Genomic DNA, 24,757 nt, shown 5'->3' on the forward strand with positions numbered 1-24,757 from the left:
GGCGGCCGCGCAGACCCAGCCTAGGAGAGTTTGGCCACGACGTCGTACACGCGGTCGATACCGGCGTGGACCGGGAAGTGGTGGTTGCCGACGAACAGCCCGTCCTCGTGGATCTTGTCGGCGGCGGGGAGTTCGGCCGGGACCTTCGCGTCGAGGTACTTCATGACCGGGTTCTTCGTGAAGTTGCCCGCCACGATGGGCCGTGACTCGATCCCCGCGGCAGCGAACGCCTGCACGACCTCCTTGCGTCGGCCGGCGAGCGCGCCCTCGAGCACGAGGGAGAAGCCGAACCAGCTGCTCTCGCCCTGCTCGCGCTGGATCCGTACGGAGTCGAGGTCGGCGAAGCGTTCCGTCCAGTACACGGCGTTCTCCCGGCGACCCGCGATGAGCGACGGGACCTTCTGGATCTGCTCGATGCCGATCGCGCCGGACATCTCGAGCGGACGGACGTTGTAACCGGGAAGGACGAAGCGGAAGAGGTCGTCCCATTCGTCGCCCGACTTGTCGTGCACGGCGTTCTGCTCGGGGAGTCCACGGGTCCAGCCGTGGGCCCGCAGCGAGATGAGCATCTGCGCCGTGGCCTCGTCGTCCGTCAGGATCATCCCGCCCTCCATCGTCGAGATGTGGTGGGAGAAGAAGGCGCTGAACGTGCCCATCGCTCCGACCGTTCCGGCGAACCGACCGTCGTCCTTCGCGCCGAGCGACTCGCAGTTGTCCTCCAGCAGGAGGAGACCGTGACGTTCGGCGAGTGCCGTGAGCGCCGCGAAGTCGTTCGGGTTGCCGAGGAGGTTGACCGCGAAGATCGCCTTGGTGCGCGGGGTGATGGCGGCCTCGGCGAGCGTCAGGTCCAGGTTGAGGGTGTCGACGTCGATGTCGACGAAGCTCGGGATGAGGCCGTACTGCTGGAGCGGGTAGTAGGTGGTCGCCCACGACACGGCGGGCACCAGGACCTCGTCGCCCGCCTGCAGGTCGACCCGGTCATCGAGGACCGCAGCGGCGATCGCGAGGAGGTTCGCGCTCGAGCCGGAGTTGACCATGACGCCGAAGCCGGCGCCGAACGCACTGGCGAAGTCGCGCTCGAACTGCGCGACGAGCGGACCCATGGTGAAGCGGCCGCTGTCGACGACGCGCTGGATGGCGGCGTACTCCGCAGCATCCCAGGAGGAGGTGGCGAGGGGGAAACCGGAGTCGAAGGTGTCGTCGGTCATGCTGTCTGTGGCTCCTGAGCTGCGAGATAGGCGTGGTAGCTCGCGGCGACGCCGGCCGCGAGCGGGGTGGTGGGGTTCCAGCCGAGCGCACGGGCGGCGGCTGAGTCGAGCAAGCGCTGGTGCACACCGGAAGGCTTGGTGGCGTCGTACCGGAAGTGACCGGTGAAGCCGGCGGCGCGACCGGCTGCTTCGTAGTACTCGGTGATGCTGTGGTCGACACCCGGCCCGAGGTTGAGCGTGACGGGCCATGCGTCGAGTGAGCCGAGCTGCGTGACGAGCCACGCCGCGAGGTCGGGCGTGTAGGTGAATTCGCGTCGGGCGGTGCCGTCGCCCCAGACCTCGACCTCGTCGGAGCCGCTCGTCACGGCGGCGTGCACCTTGCCGAGAGCGGCGGCGATGAGGTGCGCCTGACCGTGGGTGTAGTCGTCGCCCGGGCCGTAGAGGTTCGACGGCACTGCTGCGCGATAGGCGAAACCGTACTGCCGACTCGCGTACTCGCAGAGCTTCGTCCCGGCGATCTTCGCGAGCGCATATCCCTCGTTCGCGCCCTCCAGTGTGCCGCTGAGGAGCGCGCCCTCACCGATCGGCTGTGGGAGCCCCTCGGGGTAGATCGCCGCGCTCGACACATAGAGCAGCTCGGGGACACCGGCGTCGATCGCGCCTCGGATCACCGAGGTGTCGATCAGGAGGTTGTCGAGCAGGAAGTCGGTGGGGCGCTGCAGCTTCGCCTGGATGCCGGCGACCTTCGCTGCGGTGTGCACGATCGCGTCCGGCGCCGTGCGCCCGATGAGGGCGGCGACGGCGGCGCGATCGGTGAGGTCGGCGTCCGCGCGCGTCGCCACGATCAGTTCGTCGGCGGCGCGGAGCGTGGGCCAGACCTCGGCGATGCTCGAACCGAGCATGCCGGCACCACCCGTGAGGAGGACGCGCACCGCGCCTAGACCTCCGCGGTGTCGATGTAGGGCTTGCCCGACGCCTCGAGCTCGGCGACGTCGGAGTCGACCATGATCTGCGCGAGGCGCGGTGGCAGCACCTTCGGGGTCCAGCCGAGGACCGACTCGGCCTTCGCGTAGTCGCCGATCAGCGCGTCGACCTCGGTGGGACGGAGGTAGCGCTCATCGAACTTGACGTACTTCTCCCAGTCGAGGTCGAGCCGCTCGAAGGAGAACTGGAGGAAGTCCTTGACGGTGTACGCGGTGTTGGTGGCGAGGACGAAGTCGGTCGGTTCGTCGGCCTGCAGCATCCGCCACATGCCCTCGACGTAGTCGGGCGCGTAGCCCCAGTCGCGGACGGCGTCGAGGTTGCCCATGTACAGGAAGTCCTGCTGGCCGGCGGCGATGCGCGCGGCGGCACGGGTGATCTTGCGGGTCACGAAGGTGCCACCACGTCGCGGCGACTCGTGGTTGAAGAGGATGCCGTTGACCGCGAACATGCCGTAGGCCTCACGGTAGTTCCGGGTGATCCAGTAGGAGTAGACCTTCGCGACGCCGTAGGGCGAACGCGGGTAGAACGGGGTCTCCTCGTTCTGCGGCGGCGGCGTCGCACCGAACATCTCGGAGCTCGAGGCCTGGTAGAAGCGGCAGTGGAGACCGATCTGGCGGATGGCCTCGAGGAGTCGGACCGTCCCGATGCCGGTCGTGTCGCCCGTGTACTCCGGCTCGTCGAAGCTGACCCGCACGTGCGACTGGGCGGCGAGGTTGTAGACCTCGTCGGGCTGGATCTCGGCGAGCAGCGTCGCCAGGCGCGAGCCGTCGGCCAGGTCGGCGAAGTGCAACTGGAGCCTGGGCGAACCGTCGTGGGTCGCCTCGGGGTCGTAGATGTGGTCGATCCGGCCGGTGTTGAAGGTCGACGCGCGACGCACGAAACCGTGCACCTCGTACCCCTTCGACAGCAGGAGTTCTGCGAGGTAGCTGCCGTCCTGGCCGGTGATACCGGTGATGACGGCCTTCTTGGTGGTGACGCCTGTCGTGGCCGGGGCCGCCGGGGCTGATGTCTCAGTCATGGAAGACCACTCTACCCGGGCCGTGGTCCCGTTCGGGCGGCCGTCCCCGTCCGGAAGCTTGCTACCGTACCGGGGTGACGCTCGACATCATGATGCCTTTCTACGGCCGCTTCGACCACTTCCGCACGGCGGTGCTCAGCGTGCTCGCGCAGACCGATCCGGACTGGCGGTTGGTCGTGGTCGACGACGTCTATCCGGACACGGCACCGGGCGAGTGGCTGCAGTCGCTCGGCGACGATCGCATCGTGTACCTCCGCAATGAACGCAACCTCGGGGTGAGCGGCAACTTCGACCGCTGCATCGAACTCGTGACGGCGGAACGGTGTGTCCTCATGGGGTGCGACGACGAGCTCCTCCCGGAGTACGTGGCGCGGATGGCGACCATCGCGGCGCGATTCCCCGACGTCGACCTCATCCAGCCCGGTGTCGAAGTGATCGACGAGACCGGACAGGTCGTCCGACCACTGGGCGACCGGATCAAGGCGCTCCTCCGACCCGCCGCACCCGAGCCGGTCCAGCTCGCCGGGGAGCGACTCACGGCCAGCCTGCTCCGCGGCAACTGGGCGTACTTCCCGTCCGTGTGCTGGCGGGTCGAGTCGGTTCGGCGCTTCGGGTTCCGGGCCGATCTGCACGTGGTCCAGGATCTCGCCCTGATGATGGAGATCTTCCGCGCCGGCGGCACCCTCGTGCTCGACGACACCACGGTCTTCCGGTATCGCCGACACAGCGGGAGTGTGTCCTCCTACACCGCCGTGGACGGCAAGCGCTTCCAACAGGAGCGCACGGTGTTCGCGGAGGAGGCCGCCCGACAGGCGGCACTCGGCTGGAACCGGGCATCTCGAGTCGCCCGGGCGCACATCACCTCACGGCTCAACGCGGCCCTGCAACTCCCCAAGGCAGCGCTCGCCCGGGACACAGCGGGACTGCGCATCCTGCTCCGGCACACCTTCGCCTGATCAGCCCGTCGCACGGATCGACCGAGCTCTCCCTGAGTAGGATTGCCTCATGCCGCACCAGCTCGAACGCACGCTCATCGTCATGCCGGCGCTCAACGAGGAAGCGTCCGTCGCCGCCGTGGTGCGCGAGGTCCAGGACAAGCTGCCGGGTGTCGCGATCCTCGTCGTGAACGACGGCTCGACCGATGACACCACCGTCCAGGCGAGGTCCGCGGGCGCCGTCGTGGCCGAGCTCCCGTTCAACCTCGGGGTCGGCGGCGCGATGCGGGTCGGCTTCAAGTACGCCCTCGAGCATGGGTACCGCAACGTCGTGCAGGTCGATTCGGACGGGCAGCACGACCCGGCAGGCGTCCTGCAGCTCCTCGATGAACTGACGACCGCCGACCTCGTCCTCGGCGCACGGTTCGCGGGTGCAGGCAACTACGAGGTGCGAGGCCCTCGCAAGTGGGCGATGGTCGTGCTCTCCGGCGTCCTCAGCCGCGTCGCGCGGACGAGGCTCACCGACACGACGAGCGGCTTCCGCGCGACGGGACCTCGGGCGGTCCGGCTCTTCGCCGAGCACTACCCGGCCGAATACCTCGGTGACACGATCGAATCGCTCGTGATCGCCGCGCGCGCCGGGTGCGTCATCCGCCAGGTGCCCGTGGCCATGCGGCCCCGCGCTGGCGGCACTCCGTCGCACAACCCGTTCAAGGCCGCGACCTACCTGGCCCGTGCCGGTCTCGCGCTCGTGTTCGCGCTCATCCGACCGCCGGTCGCGCTGCAAGGAGAGGTGGTGACCGCATGATGCCCCTCGGCACCTACATCCTGGGCATCGTCGCCGCCCTGTTCACGCTCGGGGTCGTCATCGAGATGCTCCGACGCCGCAGGATGCGTGAGCGCCACGCCGTGTGGTGGCTCGTCGCCGGCTCCCTCGCGCTCATCATCGGTGTCTTCCCCCAGGTGCTCGCCGGTGTCGCCGTCGCAATCGGCGTGGAGATCCCGACCAACCTCGTGTTCTTCGTGAGCATCCTGGTCCTCTTCCTCGTGAGCATCCAACACAGTTCGGAACTCACCACGCTCGAGCAGCGGAGTCGCACGCTCGCCGAGGAGAGCGCCCTGCAGGATCTGCGGATCACCGATCTGGAACGCCGACTCGCCGACGGCGCACAGGGCGAGGGCCACGGCACCGCCTGACCACTGCAGCGCCTGACACCGGCAGCGTCTGGGCGCTCCTCAGGAAGCGACAGGGCGTCCGCGCAGGAGTCCGGCCACGTGCACGACGAGCCCGGCGGCCGGTCCGACCGTGAGCGCCAGGAGCGTCCGCTCGTGGAGGCCGAGCGGAAGCAGGAGCGTGGCGACCATCGCGAGCGCGGCGACGATCCATCCCGCCGCGAAGGCGGTGTGCTGCGACCGTGAGAGCGTCGCAGACCCGGTCACGCACAGCGCGCCGACGAGCCCGGCCGTTGCGACGAGCAGCCCGATCGTCCCGCCCGCGAGGACGTCGGAGCGCCCGAACACGATGGAGAGCGCCCACGGACCGATCCACCACGCGAGCAGGCCCAGCACCCCCGCCGCCACGATGACGAGGACGACCATCCGGAGGACCCACCCGAGCACGGCGTCCGCGTGCGAACGGAACACGATGACGAGGTAACTCTGCAGCGCCAGGACGACGATGACGATGGGTGCCCGGGTCAGCGTGATGGCGTAGGTGAGCGATCCGAAGGCGTTCGCCGAGACGGTGTCGCCCGTGGCCTGGATGACGAGGGGAAGCCCGCTCACCATCACGCCCGTCGCGGCGGAGGCGACCACCGTCCGCAGCACGTTCCAGCTGAGGGCCGTCGGACCGACGTCGATGCCGAACCGGCCGACCACCCCGCGACGGACGAACGGCCAGAGGATGAGCGGTGTCAGCACGAACGGCGCGGTGACACCCCAGGCGAGCAGCGTCGTGTCGTCGGTCACCAGGAGGAGTCCACCGACGATCGCGAACCGCAGGAGCCCGTCGACGATCGTCAGCGCTGCAACCGAGGTCCAGAGCGAGAGGCCGTACAGCACGCCGGCCGTCGCAGCCACGATCACGTAGGCGGCGAGTCCGATGACCAGCTGCGGGACCAGCGCCCACCCCGCGTCGGGGAAGACCGCCCCGACCCACAGCCACGCGGTCGCGGCGACGAGTGCGGCGGCGACTGCGGATGCAGCGAGGGCGAAGTTCCGAACGACCGGCGCGCGGGGCGACGTCTCGACCGTGCCCGAGACCGGATGTGTCGCCCGGGCCACCTCCTGCTGCACCCCGGAGAGGGCGCTGACCAGGAGGTAGAGCGCGGACCAGAAGACGGAGAACGGTGCGTACGCCGCCGTTCCGAGCGCCGCCCCGGTCACGATCTGCAGCAGGTAGCCTGCGCCACCGCCGACGGCGGTCGCCACGAGGATGAGGACGGCGCCGTTGGGTCCGCGACGCGCGGCGTCGGCGGGCGTGGCGCTACCGGGAGCCGACACGCCGGTCCTCGACGGGAAGGTGCAGAACGAGAGGCACGGAGCGGGATCCTTCGCTTGGGACGGACGACATTCGATGGTACCGCCGCACCGGCCACCGCCCAGGCCGGCGGGTAGACTGACGCAGCAGACCAGACCGAACGCGCGGCCAGATGCAGCGTGTGCTCCCTGATTGGACCAGCCGCCCATGGCCTCAGCCCCTTCCGTCCCACCGATCGACGACCGGGAACGGGGGGCACGCCCGGCTGATGGCCTCGTCCGCCGGTTCCTCATCGTGTTCGCGTTCGCGTGGATCATCTGCACGGCGATCACGAGCGCCTGGGCCCTGACGACGCCGCTCGCGGCCGCCCCTGACGAGCCGGCACACATCGTCAAGGCCGCTTCAGTGGCGCGCGGGCAGCTCGTCGGACCCTCGACGCCGAAGGGCAACGTCGTGCAGGTTCCGTCGTACATCGCCTGGACCAACAATCAGACCTGCACCGCCTTCACCGAGACGGTCACGGCGGACTGCGTCACGCAGGTGCCGGGCGACCCGACCACCCTCGTCGACATCACCACGACGGCCGGACTCTACAACCCGCTGTACTACGTGCTCGTCGGCTGGCCGTCGCTGGTCTTCGACGACTCGACCGGCATCTTCGCCATGCGTGCCATGAGCGCACTGGTCTGTTCGTTCTTCCTCGCCGTGACCTTCGCGCTCATCGCCACCTGGCGCCATCGCGCCCTGCCGGTCATCGCGTTCCTGACCGCGGCGACACCGGTCACGCTGTTCCTGGCGGGCACGATCAACCCGAACGGGCTCGAGGTCACCGCGATGATGGCGGCCGTCGTCGGACTGCTGACGATCACGACGAGACAGTCCGCGGCTCCGATCTGGCTGCCACTCAGCGCGCTCGTGGTCGGCGGGGTCGTCGCCGCCAACACGCGTGGCCTGTCGCCGCTGTGGCTCGCGATGGCCATCGCGGCGGCGCTCGTGCTGTTGCCGGGCCGAGACCTCCTCGCGCTGCTGAAGCGCCGTTCGGTGCAAGTGACGATCGTCCTCGTCGCGCTCGGCACCGCCGCCGCCGCCGCATGGTTGCTCGGCTCGAACTCGCTCGCCATGGCGGTCGACCCCAACGCGCCCCCTCCCCCGTACCCGCACGTCGGCGACGCCCCCATCGTCGGGGTCGCGGTCATCCTCGACCTCACCTTCTACTACGGTGCGCAGATGATCGGTGAGTTCGGGTGGCTCGACACGCCCGCCCCCGACGCGGTGTTCTTCATCTGGCCGGCCGTCATCGGCCTGCTGCTCCTCGGTGCCGGTGTCCTCCTCCGCGGGCGTCGACTGGTCGTCGCCGTCCTCCTCATGGCCGCCGTCGTCTTCGTCCCCGCGCTCCTCCAGGGCGTGTGGGTGACGTCGGGCGGCATCATCTGGCAGGGCCGGTACACGCTGCCGCTGTTCGCGCTGCTCCTCCTGACGATCGGTGCGTTGCTCGCGGAGCACGCGTCGAAGCTCGAGCGTTCGGTCCGACGACGACTCATCGTGATCCTGATCGCCGCGCTCGGATTCGCGCAGTTCCTCAGCTACATCGGGGCGCTCCGTCGCTACAGCATCGGTGACACCGGTGGCAGCTGGCTCGCGATGATCACCCGGCCGGAATGGGCGCCTCCGGGTGGCATGACGCTCTGGCTCGTCATCGGCGTCCTCACGATCGGTGCAGCCTGCGTCGGCGCCGCCCGGGTCGCGCTCCGCGCGCCGAGCGAGGATGAGCTCGTGACCGCGCGCTGACTCCCCCTGCCCGCAGCGGACGACGAAGGCGCCGACACCCTGGAGGGTGTCGGCGCCTTCGTCGTGTCGGCCCGGTCAGTTCACACGGACCGTCGTGCAGCCGAAGAGGACGTTCTTGCCGGTGTTGAACACCGCGGTTCCGATCCCGTAGCCACAGACCTTGTAGTCTCCAGCGGCCGTCACCGGGATCGACTCGCTGAGCCCGTGCGCACCGCCGTAGGCGGGATAGATGCGGGCGATGTCCGAACGCACCTTGTCAGCCTGGAACGCGTACCCCTCGACCGTCCCGTCGGGTGCCGTGACATAGACGTGCATCTGGATCGGCGTCTTCGGGATCTGCGCGTCGACCGTCCACCCGGAGACGGACAGCGAGGCGTTCCCCGCAGCCGTCGACCCGGAGACCTGCGCTCCGTCGAAGGACCCGACCGGGTAGCTCGTCCCCACCGTCACCGTACGGCACCCGATCGTGGAGTTCATCCCGACGCTCAGTGGTGACACGGCGATCCCGTGGGTGCACACCTGGTAGTCACCGGGAACCGTCACCGGGAAGGACTCCGAGAAGCCGTGCGGCCCCGTGGCACCGTACACGCGGTTGACATCGTCCCGCTGACCGGCGGAGCCTCGTACGTAGCCGGTCCGCTTGCCAGACGGGTCGGTGATGTACACGTGGACCGGGATCGAAGTGCTCAGGGCACCGCGATCGAGAGTCCATCCACCGACGTTGATCGACGCGCCCGTGGGGCTCTGGGTCACGTCGACCAGGTCGAGACTGCCCGCCGGGAAGTCCTTCACGAGGTCGACGGCCACGCAGCCGAGCTCCGTGTTCACGCCGATGTTCTGCCAGAACTTGGCGATGCTGTAGGCGCAGACTTCGTATCGCCCGCCGGCGGAGACCGGGAAGCTCCGACTGAACCCGTGGGCAGCGCCCGCCCCAGGGTACACATTGGCGACATCGGGACGTGATGCGGACGCCGTCATGGCGGTGCCCGGACGCTGCCCGTCGGGCTGCTTGACGTAGATGTGCACGTCGTTCGAAACCGACCGCGCGTCAGGGTCCATCGCCCACCCTGCTACGTAGAGCGCCGTCGACGAACCGCTTCCGGTAACCCGGACCGCGTCGAGTGAACCGATCGGCGCATCCTGCGGCACGCTCACCGATTTGCATCCGAGCAACCGGTTGGCGCTCAAACCGATCCCGTACACGCAAGCGGTGTAGGTCCCCCCGCGCGTGACAGTGATGTTGGTGCTGTAGCCGTGGGCCTCACCGGCGCCCGGGTACGCGCGGGCGACATCCGGTCTGGACTTGTTCGCCTGCATGACCGACCCCTTGGTCGAGCCGTCCGGGTAGGTCAAGTACACGTGCGCCTCGAGCGACGCGGATGTGCGGTTGAGGTCCAGGGTCCAGCCCGACAGGGAAATGGTCGCATCGTTCGCCCCGACGTTGACGCTCAACGCGTCGTAAGCACCTGCAGGGTTCAGCACCCCATTGGTCGGTCCGAACCAGTCGGTGTAGATGCGGAAGAAGTTCCGGTTGCCATACGCACTGCAGCCGTCACCCGTGCCGTACAGGTTGGCGAGCGCGGCGGCGTTCGGCTGGTAGGGCGTGTAGTTGTACAGCCCAGCCGTCGCAGCGTTCTCGATGAAGACGTTACTGGATCCGCATGAGGCGGTCGGTGAGAACCGGACGGCGTTCACGCGACCGGGGACGTGGTTCCACCGGGTCGGGTTCGCCTGGTAGTTCTTGAACTGCAGCGCAGCCGCGTACACCTGGTTGAAGAACCCGTAGTAGGTCGTGTCGCAGTCGGCCGTGTCCGGGCACCCGTAACCGGTTGCGCTGCGGTACTGACGATCGCTCGGCCAGGTGTCGGTGATCAGACCCTGTTCCTTCTCGATGAGGACGATCATCGCCTTCTGGCTGATCCCGCAGGCCGCACCCACCTTGGAGATGATGCTCGCCGCGGACTCACGACCTGAACCCGCGTAGGCGGCGCATCGGCCGGACACGGCTGCCCGGGAGGGAGTGGCCTGAGCGTAGTCCTTCAGGCAGGTGTATCCGGCGCGACAGGTCGGGACAGCGCGGTTGAGGAAGTCCTGAACGGCAGGAGCACTCATGGCTCCGCCGTCGTAGAAGAGCTGGTCGCTGATGATCGAACCGGCCCGGAAGTCGGACCCGTTGGCGGCCTCCGCGCTCGGAGCGACGGCCGGTGCGACCGTCAACACCCCGACGAGCAGAGCGAAGACCGTCGCGATGACGATGAGTGGGCTGCGGCGCGTCATGGTACCTCCACCGTCAGCGGCTCCGAGGTGAGCGCTCCGGTCTTGTCCGATTGGTAGGAGAGGACGGCCGTCCACGTCCCGCTGGTGAAGTCGCTGATCTGGGTTTGAACGGTGCCGCACGACGTCGTCTTCGAGTCGGCGAGTCCCTCGCTCGTGACGATCACGTCCGGGCCCGAGCCGGAGAACGTGAACGTGCAGGTCCCGCCGTTCTCGATGACGCCGGCGATGTAGCCGGACGCCGAGACTGTCGTACCGTCGGGGTCGACCCCGGCGAAGACCATGACGGCGTCGAGCGGGATCGGTTCCGGATCCTCCGTCTTGAAGGTGGGTTCGACGCCTGGAAGCAGAGTCGGGCTCGTCGTCGGACTTGCGCTCGACTGCGCCGGATCACCGCCGAAGCAGCCGGTCAGACCGACGCCGACGAGCAGAGCCGTCACCACGCAAGCCGTTGGGCGTATGCGCCACTCGGTCATCAGTCCTCCTCGGCACGCCGGATGTGCCCCTTTCAGGGTACCGGGTCCGAATCGGCTGTCGATGACCTGATCGACGGCGCGTCGACCGAGATCAGACCCAATCGGGTGTACTGGATGAGGATCGAGTGCGCTTGGAGGCGTACGGATGGTACGCGTCGTCCGGGTGCTCCGGAAGGAAGGGGTCACGGTAGATGACACCCCAGCGAGCTCGGACGGTGTTGAGCTCCCACTCGTGCACGACGGCGAGACGGGTCTTCGACTCGTAGTGGAAGAGCTGCACTCGAGCGAGGTAGAGGATGCGCAATCCGGCGTTGCTCACCTTGAGCGAGAGGTCGACGTCGTTGAAGTTCAGCGGCAACGCCTCGGTGACCCCGCCGATGCTGGCATAGGTGTCCCGACGGAGTGCCGCACAGGCGGCGGTGACCCCGGAAACCTCGCGGTCGACTTTGAGCGCCGCCGACGGCCCGGGCTCGCCGAACCGGTACCCGGTCATGGGATGGGAGAACCCACGGTTGGCGTAGCGGTGGCCGGCGTGCTGGATGAGGCCGTCCTCGTACACGAGCTGCGCGCCGGTCATCCCGACATCCTGCTGACGGAGCGGAGCGACGAGCTCGACGAGGAACCCGTCCGAGATGACCTCGACGTCGTCGTTGAGCAGGACGATCATGTCGCCCCGGCTCTCGACGAAACCGACGTTGCACTTCTCCCCATAGTTGAACGGGCGGTCGAACGGGACCAGGGTGAGCCGATCGCCGGCGATCTCCCGCAGGAGGTCGAGGACCGTCTCGGGTGTCGTCAGGTCGTAGACCACGACGATCTCCAGGTCGACATCACCGGCGTGTTCGATCACCGAACGGACGGCGCCTACGACGAAGACCCGCTCGACGCCGTGGATGACGCCTGAGCTCGCCCGCGTGGGGATGATCACGCTGACCGACGTGGCCGGGTCGAGCGCGCGACGGACACGATACGTGTTCGGCCAGTCACCCCGTTCGGCGGTGGCGTCGATGCCGACCCGCTCGAGGTGCGCGCCGACCGCTCGGACGCCGGCGTCCCAGGTGTACGGCTTCGCTCCGCTCGAGGACGCCGTCGACTCCGGAAGCGCACGCCAGTGGTACAGGACTTCGGGGATGTGGTGCACGACGCGGGCGCGTTCCGTGACCTTCAGGGCGAGGTCGTGGTCTTGCGAACCGTCGTTGGCGCTGTCGAAACCGCCCACCGCCCGCACGATGTCCAGACGCATGACCGACAGATGTCCGAGATACATGTGGGAACGGAGACGCTCTGGAGACCAGTCGGGCTTCTTGAAGACGTCGTAGTGGTAGCCCTCGAGGTCGACCTTGTCCTCATCGGTGTACACGTAGTCGATGCGGTCGTCCGCGGCGATCGCCTGCGCGACCTGGGCGAGCGCGCCGTGGCCGAGCAGGTCGTCGTGGTCGACGAGCACGAGGAACCGGCCCGTGGCCGCTGCGATGCCGTCGTTCGAGGCCGCCGAGATGCCGCCGTTCACCTCACGGGCGACGACGATGATCCGATCGTCCTCGGCCGCCAGCTCGCGCAGGGTGACGAGCACCGCGGGATCGGGGGACACGTCGTCCACGAGGATGAGTTCCCAGTCGCGGAACGCCTGCCTCCGAACCGAGTCGACCATCTGCCGCAGCATGTCGATCGGGGGTTGTAGACCGGAGTGACGACGCTGAACAGTGGAGTTGTCACGAGCGGCGCACCACCGAGCGGATCCCACTGATGGGCTTGATGACGGCTGAGCCGAGCTTCCAGGTGGTCGAAGCGAGGATCTGATCGACCTCGGTGCGCGTTCGAGCATCGCGCAGTTCGAGCGCGAGGCGGTGGTCGCGCAAGAGTTTGTGCACCTCGTGCACGAGCCCTTCGCGCTCATCCTCGAGCTGGTCGACCCGCGCGAAGGCGACAGCGAGCTCGGTGTCGGCCATGCGCTCCACCTCCGCTCGGAGCGTGTCGCGCTCGGCCGCGAGACCGATGATCCGATCGGCATCGAGCAGCACTCGATGCTGCAGTGCCTTGACCTGGGCCACGAGGTCGTCGACGCTCCGTCCCGCGGGCTGCACCCACAACGCCCCGTCGTCGGGTGTCGTCCCCTCGTGTGCTGCCTGCTCGTCAACCATGTCCGTGCACCTTCCTGATGGGCGCCCTCACAGCGCCGGATGTCTAAACGTTGTCGGCGTCGCGCTTACGTTGCTGACGCGCAGCGAACCGCTCGACGACGACCTTCGGGCCGCCGTTCTTGAGGTAGTACGCCACCCGGTCGACGTCGCGCCGCACGCCGGTGCGCCGCGGTGGCGTCTGCTGCTGACGGGAGGACGACAGGACGACCGGCTTCGCGCCGGGCTCGGCGGGGCCTTGTCTGCAGCGAGCCGGGGGTTCCGGACGAACTCGACGAGCGGGGCGAGCGCGCTCGACCAGACGAACCGCTCGCGGACGAGCTGTACGTTCGCCCTCGCAGCCTCGCGGGACGTGTCGTCGAACAAGACGTGCTCGATCGCGGCCATGAGCGCTCCCTGGTCGCGCTCGGGCACCGCCACCCCGAGCGTCTGCTCGCGGACGAGATCACCGAACGAGTCACCCTCGGTCGTCACGATCGGCAGCCCGGCCCACAGGTAGTCGAGGATGCGGGTACGGAAGGAGAACGTGGTCTCGACGTGCTGGAAGTGGGTCGAGATCCCGAGGTCGGCTTCGAGGAGGTAGTTGTGGCGGTCGTCGTATGCGACCCATGAGTCGTTGAAGAACACGTGGGTGCCGGTCAGGCCCAGTTCGTCGCTCAACGCACGGGCCGCGACCACCGCGGGCATCTCGGGAACGGAGGGGTTCGGGTGCTTCGTACCCATGAAGAACAACCGCAGGTCCGGGTGCTGCTTGGCGAGCTCGCCGACCGCACGGATCACGATTCCCGGGTCGAACCAGTCGTAGATGCCGCCGCCCCAGATGATGACCTTGTCGTCGACACCGATGCCCGGGACGACACCGCGCAACGCGGGACGGGTGTGCTCGGGACGGCCGGCGGGAATGCCGAACGGAGCGATCGCGATGAGTGTCTCGAGATCCTCGTCGCGGGTGTACGTGTACGGGTTGATACGCCCGAGCGCCGCCATCTGTCCCAGCCAGAAGTGCCGCTGACGCTCGCTCGCGCAGAGGAAGAAGTCGCCGCGGGCCAGCTGATGGTTGAGGACGTCCGTGGCGTCGGAGACCTGGTCGCCCCAGGTGACGAGGTTGTCGCTCTTCCCCTGCTCCAGCTGCTCGAGGTGGAGCGGGTCGTACACGTCGATGACGAGCACCTTGGAAGTGGTCTCGAGGGCCGGGAACAGTGCGAGCGCGTGCCCCTGCAGGATGATGACGTCGGCCCACTTCTCGTGCGGCTTCATGCTCGCCGGGCGGTGGTGCGAGACCACGTCGAGTTCGAAGCGCTCGCTCTCGACGGAGACACCGGTCATGCTCACGAGACGGACATCGTGCTCGTCGGCGAGGGTGTCGGCCATGTTCCAAGCGCGGATCGCCGGACCGGCCATCTTGGCACCGATCGGGTCGCCGGTGATGATGAGCACGCGGCGTCGAAGCGGCTCGTCGAGGACGTTCAGCGAGGAGACGATCTTGTCGTACCCCTCGAGGTAGCTCTCGATCGGGTACGCGGGCTCGTCGATGTTGCCGAGCAGGAGCCGCAACTGGCGGTCGGAACGGGTGCGGGTCGCCTGCACCAGCGCGCGGTCCTTCGCGAGCTCCGGCAGGTTCTCCACGACCTGGTCGATGGCGTTGACACCGGCGAGGAGCTGCTTGGAGAGCATCGAGGCCGGGCTGCCGTCATCGTCCTTCGATTTGCGCAGATCCAGGGCCGTCGTGTCCATCTTCGCTCGACCGGTGGCGCGACGCGTCGCGAGCAGCAGGGCTGCCGCGAACGAGCGGCTGAGGGCCTCGTCGTCGAGGTTCTTGTAGAGCGTGTAGAGGGCGTTGCGCTCGAGCAGGTAGGTCTCGAAGTAGTTGCCGAACTTCTCCATCGACGCGTGGTGTTTGTGGAACGCCAGCGACTTCGGCTGGAACCGGAACCGGTAGCCGAGGAGGTTCAAGCGCCAGCCGAGGTCGACGTCCTCGTAGAACATGAAGTAGCGGTCGTCGAACCCTCCGAGTTGTTCGAAGAGCTCGGCCCGGACGAACATCGCCGCGCCGGTGCCGAAGAGGACGTCCTTCTCGACGCTCCACTCGGGTCGGTCGTGTTCGCCGGCGTGCGGCTTGTACCCCATGCCGTACCAGGTGAGCGCCGAGCCCACGTAGTCGACTCGCTCACCCTCCCAGTCGAGCACCTTGCTCGCGACGGCGCCGATGTCCTTGCTCTCGGCGAAGGTCTCCATCGCCGCGTTGATCCACTGGTCGTCCGGGCGTGCATCGTTGTTGAGGAAGGCGACGAATTCACCGCTCGACTTCGAGACGCCGAGGTTGCAACCGCCGGTGAAGCCGCCGTTGACCTTGGAGGGCACGATCGTCGCGAGGTCGCCCAGGGTGGCGAGCTGCTCGAGGCTGTCGTCGCCGGAGCCGTTCTCGACCACGATGATCTCGAGGCGGTCCTGCGGGAAGTCGATCTCGCGGAGCGTCCGCACGCACTGGATCGTGTCCGCGGATCCGCGGTAGTTCACCAGGATGACGGATACGACGCCCGGACGTCTCTTACGTGTGTTCTTCACTCTTGCTCCTCGACATATCCTGTCCTCGACAGACCTGCCGAGTGTATCGTTCCGCACCTGGGCGGCGGTTCGGACCGCCGCCCGCTCAGCTCAGCCGGCGTTCTCACCGAGGCTGTTGAGGTAGGCGGCGATCGTCGGAGCGGCCTCACCGCTCTCCACGAGTTCGCCGTGCCGCAACCAGGCCGCGTGATCGCACATCTGCTGCACCGTGTCCATCGAGTGGCTCACCAGGATGACCGTCTTGCCCTGCTGCTTGTACTCGACGAACTTCTGACGGCACTTCTCCTGGAACTCCGCGTCGCCGACCGCGAGGACCTCGTCCACGACGAGGACGTCGGGGTCGACGTTGATCGCGACGGAGAAGCCCAGACGCACGTACATACCGGACGAGTAGTTCTTCACCGGCTGATCGATGAACTGCTCGACGCCGGAGAAGTCGATGATCGTGTCGAGTTTGCGCTCGATCTCCTTCCGCGACATCCCGAGGATCGACCCGTTCAGGAAGATGTTGTCCCGCCCGGAGAGTTCCGGGTGGAATCCTGAGCCGACCTCGAGCAGCGCGGCGAGCTTGCCGCGCGCGGTGATCGACCCCTGCTCGGGATAGTAGATCTTGGCGAGGCACTTGAGCAGCGTCGACTTGCCCGAGCCGTTCGACCCGATGAGACCGAAGGTCGATCCTTCAGGCACCTCGAACCCGACGTTCTTGAGGGCCCAGAAGTCCTCGTGGACGGAACGACGGCGGCGCATGATGGCCGACTTGATGCTCTGGTTGCGCTCGTGGTAGAGCCGGAACTTCTTGCTGACGTCGTCCACGACGACTGCTGCGGTGCTCACAGGGCCTCCGCCAATCTCTTCTCGTGCCGGCGGAAGACGAGCAGGCCCACGGTGAAGGACACGAGCGCCCAGGCGGCGATGGTGAGCAGGTCGGCGGGGTCGGGGAACCGGTTGTCGTAGAGGAGGTTCCGGAACACGGCCACGAAGTGCTCGAGCGGGTTGATGCGGTAGATGTCGATGATCGTGATCGGCGTGCCGAACAGCGGGCCGTACTTGTCGGACTGCGCCTGGACGAGCGAGATCGGGTAGATGATCGGCGTCGCGTACATCCAGATCTGCATGATGATGCCCATGAAGTACTGCGTGTCGCGGAAGTAGACGTTGGCGATGGACAGCATCAGTGCGAGGCCCGCGGCGAAGATCGCCAGGAGGACCATGGTGAGCACGACGAGCGGCAGCCACGGCAGGACGAACGCACCGAGCAGGCTCAGCGCGATGCAGAGCACGGCCATCTCGAACAACCAGTTGAAGCCGATGGCACCGACCGCGGAGATCGGGAGCACGATGCGCGAGAAGTACACCTTCTGGATCAGTCCGGTGTTCGCGATGAGCGAGCCCATGCCGGTGTTCACCACGTTCGAGAAGAACATCCAGGGCAGGAGCCCGCAGAGGAGCCAGAGCGCGAAGATGTGCAGCCCACTCGGGTCGCCCGTCTGCAGCGGAACCTGGAAGATGAACGAGAACACGAAGGTGTAGATGAGCATCTGCGCCAGCGGGTTCGCCAAGGACCACAGCTGGCCGAAGATGGTTCGCTTGTACTGGCCGCGGATGTCGCGGAGGGTGAGGTTCGCGAGGAGCTCGCGGGATCCGAGGATCTCCTTGACGTAGCTCATCGCACCCCGGGGGTCGGGCGTGAAGACATGCTGACCAATCTAACCTAGAAGTCCTGGGTCACCACTCAGGAGCGATCGCCGGCGGCGGCGGACGAGGAACGCGTCCATGACGACGAGGACCACGACGACGAGCGACGACGCCGCGGTCACCCCCAGACCGACTTGCTGCCCGGGGACCGTGTACTGCAGGACGACACGGTGCTCGCCGGTCGGGACCGCGATGGCCGCCCCGGCATGCTCAGCCGGCAGCAGCTCGACGGGCTTCCCGTCGACCGTCGCCGCCCAGCCCGGTCGGCGAAGCGAGTCCGCGACCACGACCCAGCCTGCTCCATCGGCGACCACCTCGACCTCCATGCGACTGGTGTCGCTGGGAAGGACCGTGACCGCGGCGGTCGAGGCCGCTCGGTCGCTCGCGACCTCCCGAGCATCCTCCGGACGCTCCAGCAGGACGGCCGTGCTCGGAAGGGAGCCGTCCGCCATCGTCGCCACCTGCTCGGCAGGGTCAGTCTCCGTCACCGCGGTCGACGCCCATCTGATCCGATCGAGTGCCGTCGTCCGTTCAAAGACGGTGGCGTCGCCCGTATGCACGACGCGGAGCCCGTCGTCGGCGGGACGGACGAGCGAGATCCCCAATCGACCGGAGGGATCGGCTGCGACCGGAGCCGGAATGCCGATGCCGTCGAACCGCAGCTCTGCCACCCAGGCTCGGTCGGCTGGAATGTCCTCGCCTTCCACCGCGACCGACTGGTCGGCGGTCAGCGCGGGAAACCAGGTCGACGTCGTCGCGATCCGTTCATCGGTCACCGCGTCGCGGATGTCGAGGGTGACGGTCACTCCGTCGGGGTCGTCCTGCCCCACGACGCTGTCCGGCAACGCGAACACGACGCCTCGCACCGGGCCGGACTGCACCGCGGAACGGACTCGGTCCCCGTCGGCGACCTGCACCCGGCCGGTGCGGTCGATCGTGCCTTCCGGTTGGCCGAGGACCGTGGCCTCCGGGTCGTCGACGACGTACTTGACGGCGAGTCGGTCCAGGATCGATGAGCGGATCGAGGTCGCGAGATCCCCGGACCGCAGAGCGGAGTAGGTCCGACTGAAGAAGGCATTCGGCTCGACCGCCTCCAGGAGATCCTGCCACTCGCTCGTGTGGAACGCGTGTCCGCCGACGGAACGGAGCCGGTCGACCGTGTTCGTTCCGGGCAGCATCGTCTGATCCACGGAGGCGTACCGGCTCTCCCCGAGCTCGCGCTCCAGAAAACGATGCGTTGCCGTGCTCGGGTAGACCGTTTCGGGAGGTGACTGCGGCCACCACTCGTTCGCGACGACGACCGCCGGCACGACGAGCATGATCGGGAGGATGCAGCCCGCCAGAATGCCGACACGTCGACCACCGGCCCAGGCGGCGACGACGACGAGGACGGCGAAGGCCGCGAAGGCTCCGACCACGCCGATGTGCTCGCGCATCGCGGGGATGACGTCGGCGGGCAGCGTCCAGAGCGTGTCGCGAACGGTGAACGCCGCGACGCACCCGATGGCGATCACGACGACGAGCGCCAGGATCCGCCACCAGAGATGACGTCTCGTCCGAGCGCGCCGCAGGAGACGCACCTCCGCTCGCAGCGAGGTCGGATCGATCACCGCGGCGAAGCCGACCGCCGCGAGCAGCGCCAGGAAGAACCCGACGAGGACCCGCAGCCGCGCGATCGGGTTGTTGGAGAAGACCGGAAGCTCCTGGAACGCCGCGAGGATCGGACCGCCCACGAAGGTGAGGACGACACTGAGCGCGAGCGCGACGACGACGAAGGTCACACTCGGGCGGAGTCGCCGGCTCCGGGGGACGATGAGACCGGCGGCGGCGACCAGGGCCAGTGCTCCGACGCCGATGTAGGACAAGCGCTCGATCGGATTCCCGGCTCCCCAGGTGAGCCCGGCGTCGACATCTCCGACAATCTCCGGTACGAGGAGCGACGCGAGGTCGCCCCAGTGCAGTGACGCGCCGGACGTTGCCGCACGGGCAGACAGATCGAGGACACTCGACGCGTTCACCGCGAACGGGACGAGCTGCCACGCGGAGAGCCCGACACCGAGCACGACACCGGCGGCACCGGTGCCGACTGCTGACAGCACCCCCTGCCATCGCCGTCGGACGACGATCGACCTCACGAGCAGGTAGGCGCCTCCCGCATAGAGCGCGTAGCCGGCGACCGCCGGGAAGCCACCGAGGAGGAGCGAGGCGACCACGAGCCCGAGGATGGCCACGTCGACCGGTCGGGGACGGATCGCAATGCGGTCGAGCGCCCAGAACAACAACGGCAGCAGGGCCGCCACACGGGTCTGCGGCCAGTTCGTCCAGGAGATCATGAATCCGGACGACGCGAAGATGAGGCTCGCGACCGCCCAGCTCGCGTTCGGCAGCCTCCAGCGCCGCAGGAGTAAGGACATGCCGAGGGTGATGACGACGATCTCGAGCAGCTTCACGTACCCGGGTGCGGCGCTCACCGGGAGGAACCACCACGGCAGCGACAGCGGGGAGTACACCCCCGAGTTCGGCAGGCCGGCAAGCTCGGCGCCACCCGCCGCGTACGGATTCCAGGCCGCGAACGAGCCTTCTCGCGCGGCCTCGACGATCAGGGCGGTCTGCGGCACCACGGTGTCGATCGTGTCGCCGATGAAGCGGTTCGTCGGATCCTGGACCATCGCGATCGTGGACTGCCACGGGGCGAAGGAGACCAGCAGGTCGGTACCGAGGAAACTCGTCACACCGATGAGAGCGGGTCCGATCGTGCACACGACGAAGGCCACCAGTGCAGCCCACGCGATCACGGACACCGCCGACGACCCGAGACTCGGGCCGAGCATCGAGGGATTCCGAGGCGCGGAAACGCCGTCGCGAGGTCGCGATCGTTGCACGGCACTCCTCGGGCTCGTCAGGGTCAAAGCCCCCAGTATGCCTCAACCGTCGTGCTGCAACCGGTGACCGCATGACCCGACGGACCTGCTCGGGTCGGCTCCGAGCAGCGACCCGACGGATCCGACGGTACTCTGGGACCGGTCGTATCGCCTACAGTTCCGGAAGTCGCCTATGAAGCTCTTTGTCCAGATCCCGTGCCTGAACGAAGAGGAGACCCTTCCGCTCGTCCTCGAGTCGATTCCGACCTCCATCCCGGGCATCGACGAGATCGAGATCCTCATCATCGACGACGGGTCGACCGACCGCACGATCGAGGTCGCGAAGTCCTATGGCGTGAAGCACTTCGTGAAGCACTCGACGAACATGGGACTGGCCCGGTCGTTCCGCGACGGCGTCGACTACGCCCTCCTCCACGGTGCGGACATCGTGGTGAACACCGACGGCGACAACCAGTACCCGCAGGACCGCATCGGCGACCTGGTCCAGCCCATCCTCGCGGGTGAGGCCGAGATCGTCGTGGCGGACCGGCAGACGGCCCTCATCGAGCACTTCTCCCCGTTCAAGAAGGTGATGCAGCGCTTCGGGAGCTTCATCGTCAACAAGGCGGCGAAGACGACCCTCCCCGATGCCGCCAGTGGGTTCCGCGCCTACTCAAAGTACTCACTCATCCGGCTCAACGTGGTCACCAAGTTCAGCTACTGCATGGAGACGATCATCCAGGCGGGCAACAAACGCTTGGCCATCACGAGCATCCCGGTCACGACGAACCCGAAGACCCGGGAGTCACGGCTGTTCCGCTCCATCGGTGAGCACATGTACCAGTCGGGTGTCGCCATCGTGCGGGCCTTCCTGATGTACCGGCCCTACGTCGTGTTCGCCGGACTCGGGCTCCTGCTACTGCTCGCGGGGCTCACCCCGTTCGTCCGGTACCTCATCCTCACGATCGTTCAGGACGAGGGGAACCACCTCCAGAGCCTGCTCGTCGGGGCGACGCTGCTGATGGGCGCGCTCCTGTCCTTCGCCATCGGTGTGGTCGCCGACCTCACCAGGATCAACCGCACACTCAACGAGGAGATGCTCGACTACCTCAAGCTGCAGCGGTACGGCGGCTGAGCCATGGTGCGCAGCCTCGTCATCGGCGGCAACGGGTTCCTCGGCGGACCACTCGTGGACGCCCTCGTCGAACGCGGTCACGACGTGACGGTGTTCGACCGGTTCCGATCCCCGCGGAACTTCGACACGCCCGACGCGACGATCCTGGCCGGAGACTTCTTCGACCGCAGCGACCTCGCAGCCGCGGTCCGCGGTCAGGACCTCGTGTTCCACTTCCTCTCCACGACCGCGCCGGCGACCTCTGAGAACGACCCTTCGCTCGATCTCCGCACCAACGTGGGGCAGACCGTCGAGCTCCTGGGACTGTGTGCCGACGCCGAGATCGAACGGTTCTACTTCGCCTCCACCGGTGGCGCGATCTACGGCGATCAGGGTCTCGAACGATACCGGGAGACCGACCCGGCCCTCCCCCGCTCCCCGTACGCCATCGGGAAGCTCACGATCGAGCACTACCTCCGGTACTTCCGTGTCAAGCGTGGGCTCGACGCGGTCTCACTCCGCATCTCGAACCCGTACGGACCCGGCCAGCACCCCGGCCGGCGCCAGGGCCTCATCCCCATCGCGCTCGCGAACATCGCGACAGGCGACGCTGTGGTCCGCTACGGCGACGGCAGCATGGTCCGCGACTACCTCTACATCGATGACGCGATCGAGATGATCGCCCGGATCGTCGACGGCGATCCGGCACACTCGGTCTACAACATCGGGAGTGGCGTCGGACACACGGTCTCGGAGGTCCTGGACGCCATCGCACGGGTCGTCGGCCGACCACTGGACATCACTCCGCTACCCGTGCCGAGCACGTTCGTCGAGACCGTCGTGCTCGAGACCGCGCGCTACCGCGCCGAATTCGGCGTCCCTCCGACGACCCCTCTCGAGCGCGGCATCGCCTCGACCTGGGAACAGCTCGAACGACGCTGACCGGTCAGTCGGACGAACGACGACCGGCGGCACCCAGCACGTCGTGCAGCAGCGTGCGGTATCGGGAGCCGATCGCCTCGATCGAGAACTGCTCGGCGTGGGTCGCGGCTGCCGCGCCGAGTCGTGCCCGGAGATCGGGATCGTCAGCGAGCCGCTGGATCGCCCGGAGCAAGGCGGCAGTATCCCGATCGGGCACGACCAGGCCGGTCGCGTCGTCGAGCACGACCTCGTTCAACCCCGGCAGATCGGTCGCGATGATGGCGCGGCCGGCACGCATCGCCTCGAGCAACGCGACCGGAAGACCGTCCTGATCGCCGGAGGTGGAGGCGACCGACGGGAAGACGACCACGTCGGCACGTCGATACGCAGCGAACAGCTCCGTGCGCCCCTGCTGACCGATGAAGACCACCGGTAGGCCGGAGGCCTCCGTTTCGAGGGCGGTCCGCAGCGGCCCGTCGCCCACGATTTCGAGTTCCAGCGACCCGGCCGGAGCCCGGCGGACGGCCTCGATGAGGTAGGACAGACCCTTCTTCTCAACGAGTCGTCCGACGAACATCAGGCGGGTGGTCGCCACCCCTGGCACCGGTGCCGCGACCTCGCCCGCTCCTGCTGGCACCGACGCAGGCACCGGAGGCAGATCGGCACCCATCGGGATGACCTGGACGCGGGCAGGCGCGGCACCCAAGGCGATCACGCGGTCTCGCATGTCGGCGTTCATGACGGTCACCGCGCCGGCCCGACGCACGATCCGCGCCTTCAGCGCCCGCAGCGGAGCGGCGTTCAGGGCGTACAGGTCGCCGCCGAGGGTCGTCACGAGCTGCGGGACGCGTCGGCCGCCGAGCAGGGCCACGACCCCCTGGGGGATGATCCAATGCACATGGAGGACGTCGGGACGGAACTCACGGAGAACACGTCGGAGCGCAAGCAGTTGGGCCAGGAACAGCCCTGGAACCTGCAGCCAGCGAATCGGCTTCGCACGGAGGTTCTCGATGATGGCGCCGTCTGCGAGGTCCTCCCAATGCTTCGGAAAATACGGGTATCGCGCGATGTGCAGGTCACCGTCCTGCTCATCCGATGCGGCCCCTGGCACCCGTGGTACGAGGACCCTGGTGTCGAAGTCGAGGGATTCCTGCAGAGCCAGGTCCCTCACGAACGCCGGCACCCCGTCGCCCCGACGGGCGGGGAACGTGGAGGCGAGGACGAGGAGACGGGGACGTGGCACGGGACCTCCGGATCGGGCGGGTGCTCCCATCGACGTACGGCGATCGCCGCACGCACCGGCTGTGGACGCCGTGGGAGATAATGGGCATCTGCCATGAACAAGCTTACCCAGGTCAAACGGCCCCTCCAGATCGCCTTCGCGGTGGTCGTCATCGGCTTCATCGCGTGGACCGTCGTCCGCAACTGGGACGATTTCCTGTCGAGCGTGCTCACGATGCATCCGGTCTGGCTGCTCGGTTCCCTCGTGGCCGGTTTCCTCGGTGTCTTCTTCTCGATGCTCGCCTGGCGCGCCGTCGTCATCGCTTTCGGCTACCGCATCTCGGTGCGGGACGCCTCGCACGTCGTGTTCGTCTCCCAGATCGGCAAGTACCTGCCGGGCGGTGTGTGGCCCATCGTCGCCGGCAGCCAGCTCGGCGCGCGCGCGGGCATCCCGGCGGGGGTCACGGCGATCACCCTCACGGCGCAGCTGTTGGTGAGCCTCATCGCCGGTTCCACCGTCGCCGCCGGCGCGCTCCTGGCGTTCCCGACACTCGCTGCGTCCTACGGCTGGCTCGTCGTCCTCGCGGTCGCCGTCGGCGTGATCGCCCTCCTGCCGCCGGTCCTCACGAGGATCATCGGGTTCGCCTTCCGCCTCCTCCGCAAGAAGGACACCTTGCCGCCCATCCGGGCGCTCCCGCTGTCCGCCGCGATCGGCTGGTCGCTCATCAGCTGGGCGTGCTTCGGCGTCCATCTCTGGACCATCGTCACGTCGCTGGGCACCTTCGATCCGGGGCTGCTCCCGCTCGCGATCTCCGGCTACGCCCTGGCCTGGGTCGCGGGGTTCCTCGCGATCATCGCGCCTGCCGGTGCGGGCGTGCGGGAGGCGATCCTCGCGCTCGTGCTCACGAACGTCGTCGCCGCGGGCTCGGTGCTGGGCATCGTGCTGGTGAGCCGGTTCGGACTCATCATCGTCGATGTCGTCGTGTGCCTCTACGCACTCGCCACCACACACATCAGGCCCGGCACCGCAGCGGTCGGACGACCTGATGCGGCTCCGGGCCCGGAGTGAGGGTCTGCGCT

General features: G+C 67.8%; 20 protein-coding genes. 7 read left to right on the forward strand and 13 right to left on the reverse strand.

From position 1 onward, the window contains the following. Window positions 1-20: 20 nt before the first annotated feature. From FGL15_RS02055 to gmd, 3 genes are read right to left on the reverse strand one after another with little or no spacing between them, the layout of a single operon-like run. Window positions 21-1,208, reverse strand: a complete 1,188-nt coding sequence (locus tag FGL15_RS02055) for a DegT/DnrJ/EryC1/StrS aminotransferase family protein (RefSeq protein ID WP_138944755.1) — start codon at window positions 1,206-1,208, stop codon at window positions 21-23. After that, window positions 1,205-2,140: an NAD-dependent epimerase/dehydratase family protein gene (locus FGL15_RS02060; protein WP_138944756.1), complete on the reverse strand. Its 936-nt coding sequence runs from the start codon at window positions 2,138-2,140 to the stop codon at window positions 1,205-1,207. The genes FGL15_RS02055 and FGL15_RS02060 overlap by 4 nt, the downstream gene beginning before the upstream one ends. 5 nt (window positions 2,141-2,145) lie before the next feature. Beyond that, a complete protein-coding gene (gmd, locus tag FGL15_RS02065; protein WP_064295204.1) occupies window positions 2,146-3,210 on the reverse strand; it encodes a GDP-mannose 4,6-dehydratase in 1,065 nt (354 codons plus the stop codon). 74 nt (window positions 3,211-3,284) lie between these two features. Between gmd and FGL15_RS02070 the strand changes: the two genes are divergently transcribed. The 3 genes from FGL15_RS02070 to FGL15_RS02080 are packed head-to-tail and all read left to right on the forward strand — an operon-like array spanning window position 3,285 to window position 5,342. Continuing rightward, entirely contained in the window at window positions 3,285-4,166 is an 882-nt protein-coding gene (locus tag FGL15_RS02070; protein ID WP_138944757.1) for a glycosyltransferase, read from the forward strand. Between the two features lie 49 nt (window positions 4,167-4,215). Then, on the forward strand, window positions 4,216-4,953 hold the full coding sequence (locus tag FGL15_RS02075; protein ID WP_138944758.1) for a glycosyltransferase family 2 protein: 738 nt from the start codon (window positions 4,216-4,218) through the stop codon (window positions 4,951-4,953). Beyond that, window positions 4,950-5,342, forward strand: coding sequence for a DUF2304 domain-containing protein (locus FGL15_RS02080; protein ID WP_228498768.1), 393 nt, complete (start codon window positions 4,950-4,952; stop codon window positions 5,340-5,342). The genes FGL15_RS02075 and FGL15_RS02080 overlap by 4 nt, the downstream gene beginning before the upstream one ends. Window positions 5,343-5,381: 39 nt before the next feature. Here FGL15_RS02080 and FGL15_RS02085 read toward each other — a convergent pair whose 3' ends face one another. Next, window positions 5,382-6,647, reverse strand: coding sequence for a hypothetical protein (locus FGL15_RS02085; protein ID WP_138944759.1), 1,266 nt, complete (start codon window positions 6,645-6,647; stop codon window positions 5,382-5,384). Between the two features lie 184 nt (window positions 6,648-6,831). Here FGL15_RS02085 and FGL15_RS02090 point away from each other — a divergent pair, with 184 nt between their 5' ends. Then, window positions 6,832-8,412 (forward strand): DUF2142 domain-containing protein, encoded by a 1,581-nt coding sequence (locus tag FGL15_RS02090; RefSeq protein ID WP_138944760.1) that lies wholly within the window; start codon window positions 6,832-6,834, stop codon window positions 8,410-8,412. Between the two features lie 75 nt (window positions 8,413-8,487). Here FGL15_RS02090 and FGL15_RS02095 read toward each other — a convergent pair whose 3' ends face one another. The 8 genes from FGL15_RS02095 to FGL15_RS02125 form a co-directional block, all read right to left on the reverse strand. Further along, window positions 8,488-10,689 (reverse strand): hypothetical protein, encoded by a 2,202-nt coding sequence (locus FGL15_RS02095; RefSeq protein WP_138944761.1) that lies wholly within the window; start codon window positions 10,687-10,689, stop codon window positions 8,488-8,490. Further along, window positions 10,686-11,126, reverse strand: coding sequence for a hypothetical protein (locus tag FGL15_RS02100; RefSeq protein ID WP_138944762.1), 441 nt, complete (start codon window positions 11,124-11,126; stop codon window positions 10,686-10,688). The genes FGL15_RS02095 and FGL15_RS02100 overlap by 4 nt, the downstream gene beginning before the upstream one ends. A 127-nt stretch (window positions 11,127-11,253) precedes the next feature. Continuing rightward, on the reverse strand, window positions 11,254-12,813 hold the full coding sequence (locus FGL15_RS02105) for a glycosyltransferase (RefSeq protein WP_168223279.1): 1,560 nt from the start codon (window positions 12,811-12,813) through the stop codon (window positions 11,254-11,256). A gap of 61 nt (window positions 12,814-12,874) precedes the next feature. Continuing rightward, entirely contained in the window at window positions 12,875-13,303 is a 429-nt protein-coding gene (locus FGL15_RS20165; RefSeq protein ID WP_168223280.1) for a hypothetical protein, read from the reverse strand. 27 nt (window positions 13,304-13,330) lie between these two features. Next, complete coding sequence (locus FGL15_RS02110) at window positions 13,331-15,865, reverse strand: glycosyltransferase (protein ID WP_240773729.1); 2,535 nt, start codon at window positions 15,863-15,865, stop codon at window positions 13,331-13,333. Window positions 15,866-15,955: 90 nt separating this feature from the next. Further along, complete coding sequence (locus tag FGL15_RS02115) at window positions 15,956-16,699, reverse strand: ABC transporter ATP-binding protein (RefSeq protein WP_229939008.1); 744 nt, start codon at window positions 16,697-16,699, stop codon at window positions 15,956-15,958. After that, complete coding sequence (locus tag FGL15_RS02120; RefSeq protein WP_064295194.1) at window positions 16,696-17,532, reverse strand: ABC transporter permease; 837 nt, start codon at window positions 17,530-17,532, stop codon at window positions 16,696-16,698. Before FGL15_RS02120 ends, FGL15_RS02115 begins: the two co-directional genes overlap by 4 nt. A gap of 39 nt (window positions 17,533-17,571) precedes the next feature. After that, on the reverse strand, window positions 17,572-20,391 hold the full coding sequence (locus tag FGL15_RS02125; protein ID WP_138944764.1) for a YfhO family protein: 2,820 nt from the start codon (window positions 20,389-20,391) through the stop codon (window positions 17,572-17,574). Window positions 20,392-20,614: 223 nt separating this feature from the next. Here FGL15_RS02125 and FGL15_RS02130 point away from each other — a divergent pair, with 223 nt between their 5' ends. Then, window positions 20,615-21,556: a glycosyltransferase family 2 protein gene (locus FGL15_RS02130; RefSeq protein ID WP_138944765.1), complete on the forward strand. Its 942-nt coding sequence runs from the start codon at window positions 20,615-20,617 to the stop codon at window positions 21,554-21,556. A gap of 3 nt (window positions 21,557-21,559) precedes the next feature. Further along, entirely contained in the window at window positions 21,560-22,477 is a 918-nt protein-coding gene (locus tag FGL15_RS02135) for an NAD-dependent epimerase/dehydratase family protein (RefSeq protein WP_138944766.1), read from the forward strand. 4 nt (window positions 22,478-22,481) lie between these two features. Here the strand turns inward: FGL15_RS02135 and FGL15_RS02140 are convergent, their stop codons facing one another. Further along, window positions 22,482-23,699, reverse strand: a complete 1,218-nt coding sequence (locus tag FGL15_RS02140) for a glycosyltransferase (protein WP_168223281.1) — start codon at window positions 23,697-23,699, stop codon at window positions 22,482-22,484. A gap of 93 nt (window positions 23,700-23,792) precedes the next feature. Here FGL15_RS02140 and FGL15_RS02145 point away from each other — a divergent pair, with 93 nt between their 5' ends. Next, entirely contained in the window at window positions 23,793-24,746 is a 954-nt protein-coding gene (locus tag FGL15_RS02145) for a lysylphosphatidylglycerol synthase domain-containing protein (protein WP_138944768.1), read from the forward strand. Window positions 24,747-24,757: the final 11 nt, after the last annotated feature.

It is taken from the genome of Plantibacter sp. M259 (assembly GCF_006065115.1).
GTDB classification, from domain to species: domain Bacteria; phylum Actinomycetota; class Actinomycetes; order Actinomycetales; family Microbacteriaceae; genus Plantibacter; species Plantibacter auratus.

What these genes read in the sequence shown, in the direction of transcription:
- FGL15_RS02135 (WP_138944766.1), top strand. Translation starts at nt 21,560, where the DNA reads ATGGTGCGCAGCCTCGTCATCGGCGGCAACGGGTTCCTCGGCGGACCA.
- FGL15_RS02055 (WP_138944755.1), bottom strand. Translation starts at nt 1,208, where the DNA reads ATGACCGACGACACCTTCGACTCCGGTTTCCCCCTCGCCACCTCCTCC.
- FGL15_RS20165 (WP_168223280.1), bottom strand. Translation starts at nt 13,303, where the DNA reads ATGGTTGACGAGCAGGCAGCACACGAGGGGACGACACCCGACGACGGG.
- FGL15_RS02105 (WP_168223279.1), bottom strand. Translation starts at nt 12,813, where the DNA reads ATGGTCGACTCGGTTCGGAGGCAGGCGTTCCGCGACTGGGAACTCATC.
- gmd (WP_064295204.1), bottom strand. Translation starts at nt 3,210, where the DNA reads ATGACTGAGACATCAGCCCCGGCGGCCCCGGCCACGACAGGCGTCACC.
- FGL15_RS02120 (WP_064295194.1), bottom strand. Translation starts at nt 17,532, where the DNA reads ATGAGCTACGTCAAGGAGATCCTCGGATCCCGCGAGCTCCTCGCGAAC.
- FGL15_RS02080 (WP_228498768.1), top strand. Translation starts at nt 4,950, where the DNA reads ATGATGCCCCTCGGCACCTACATCCTGGGCATCGTCGCCGCCCTGTTC.
- FGL15_RS02095 (WP_138944761.1), bottom strand. Translation starts at nt 10,689, where the DNA reads ATGACGCGCCGCAGCCCACTCATCGTCATCGCGACGGTCTTCGCTCTG.
- FGL15_RS02075 (WP_138944758.1), top strand. Translation starts at nt 4,216, where the DNA reads ATGCCGCACCAGCTCGAACGCACGCTCATCGTCATGCCGGCGCTCAAC.
- FGL15_RS02090 (WP_138944760.1), top strand. Translation starts at nt 6,832, where the DNA reads ATGGCCTCAGCCCCTTCCGTCCCACCGATCGACGACCGGGAACGGGGG.
- FGL15_RS02145 (WP_138944768.1), top strand. Translation starts at nt 23,793, where the DNA reads ATGAACAAGCTTACCCAGGTCAAACGGCCCCTCCAGATCGCCTTCGCG.
- FGL15_RS02125 (WP_138944764.1), bottom strand. Translation starts at nt 20,391, where the DNA reads ATGCTCGGCCCGAGTCTCGGGTCGTCGGCGGTGTCCGTGATCGCGTGG.
- FGL15_RS02130 (WP_138944765.1), top strand. Translation starts at nt 20,615, where the DNA reads ATGAAGCTCTTTGTCCAGATCCCGTGCCTGAACGAAGAGGAGACCCTT.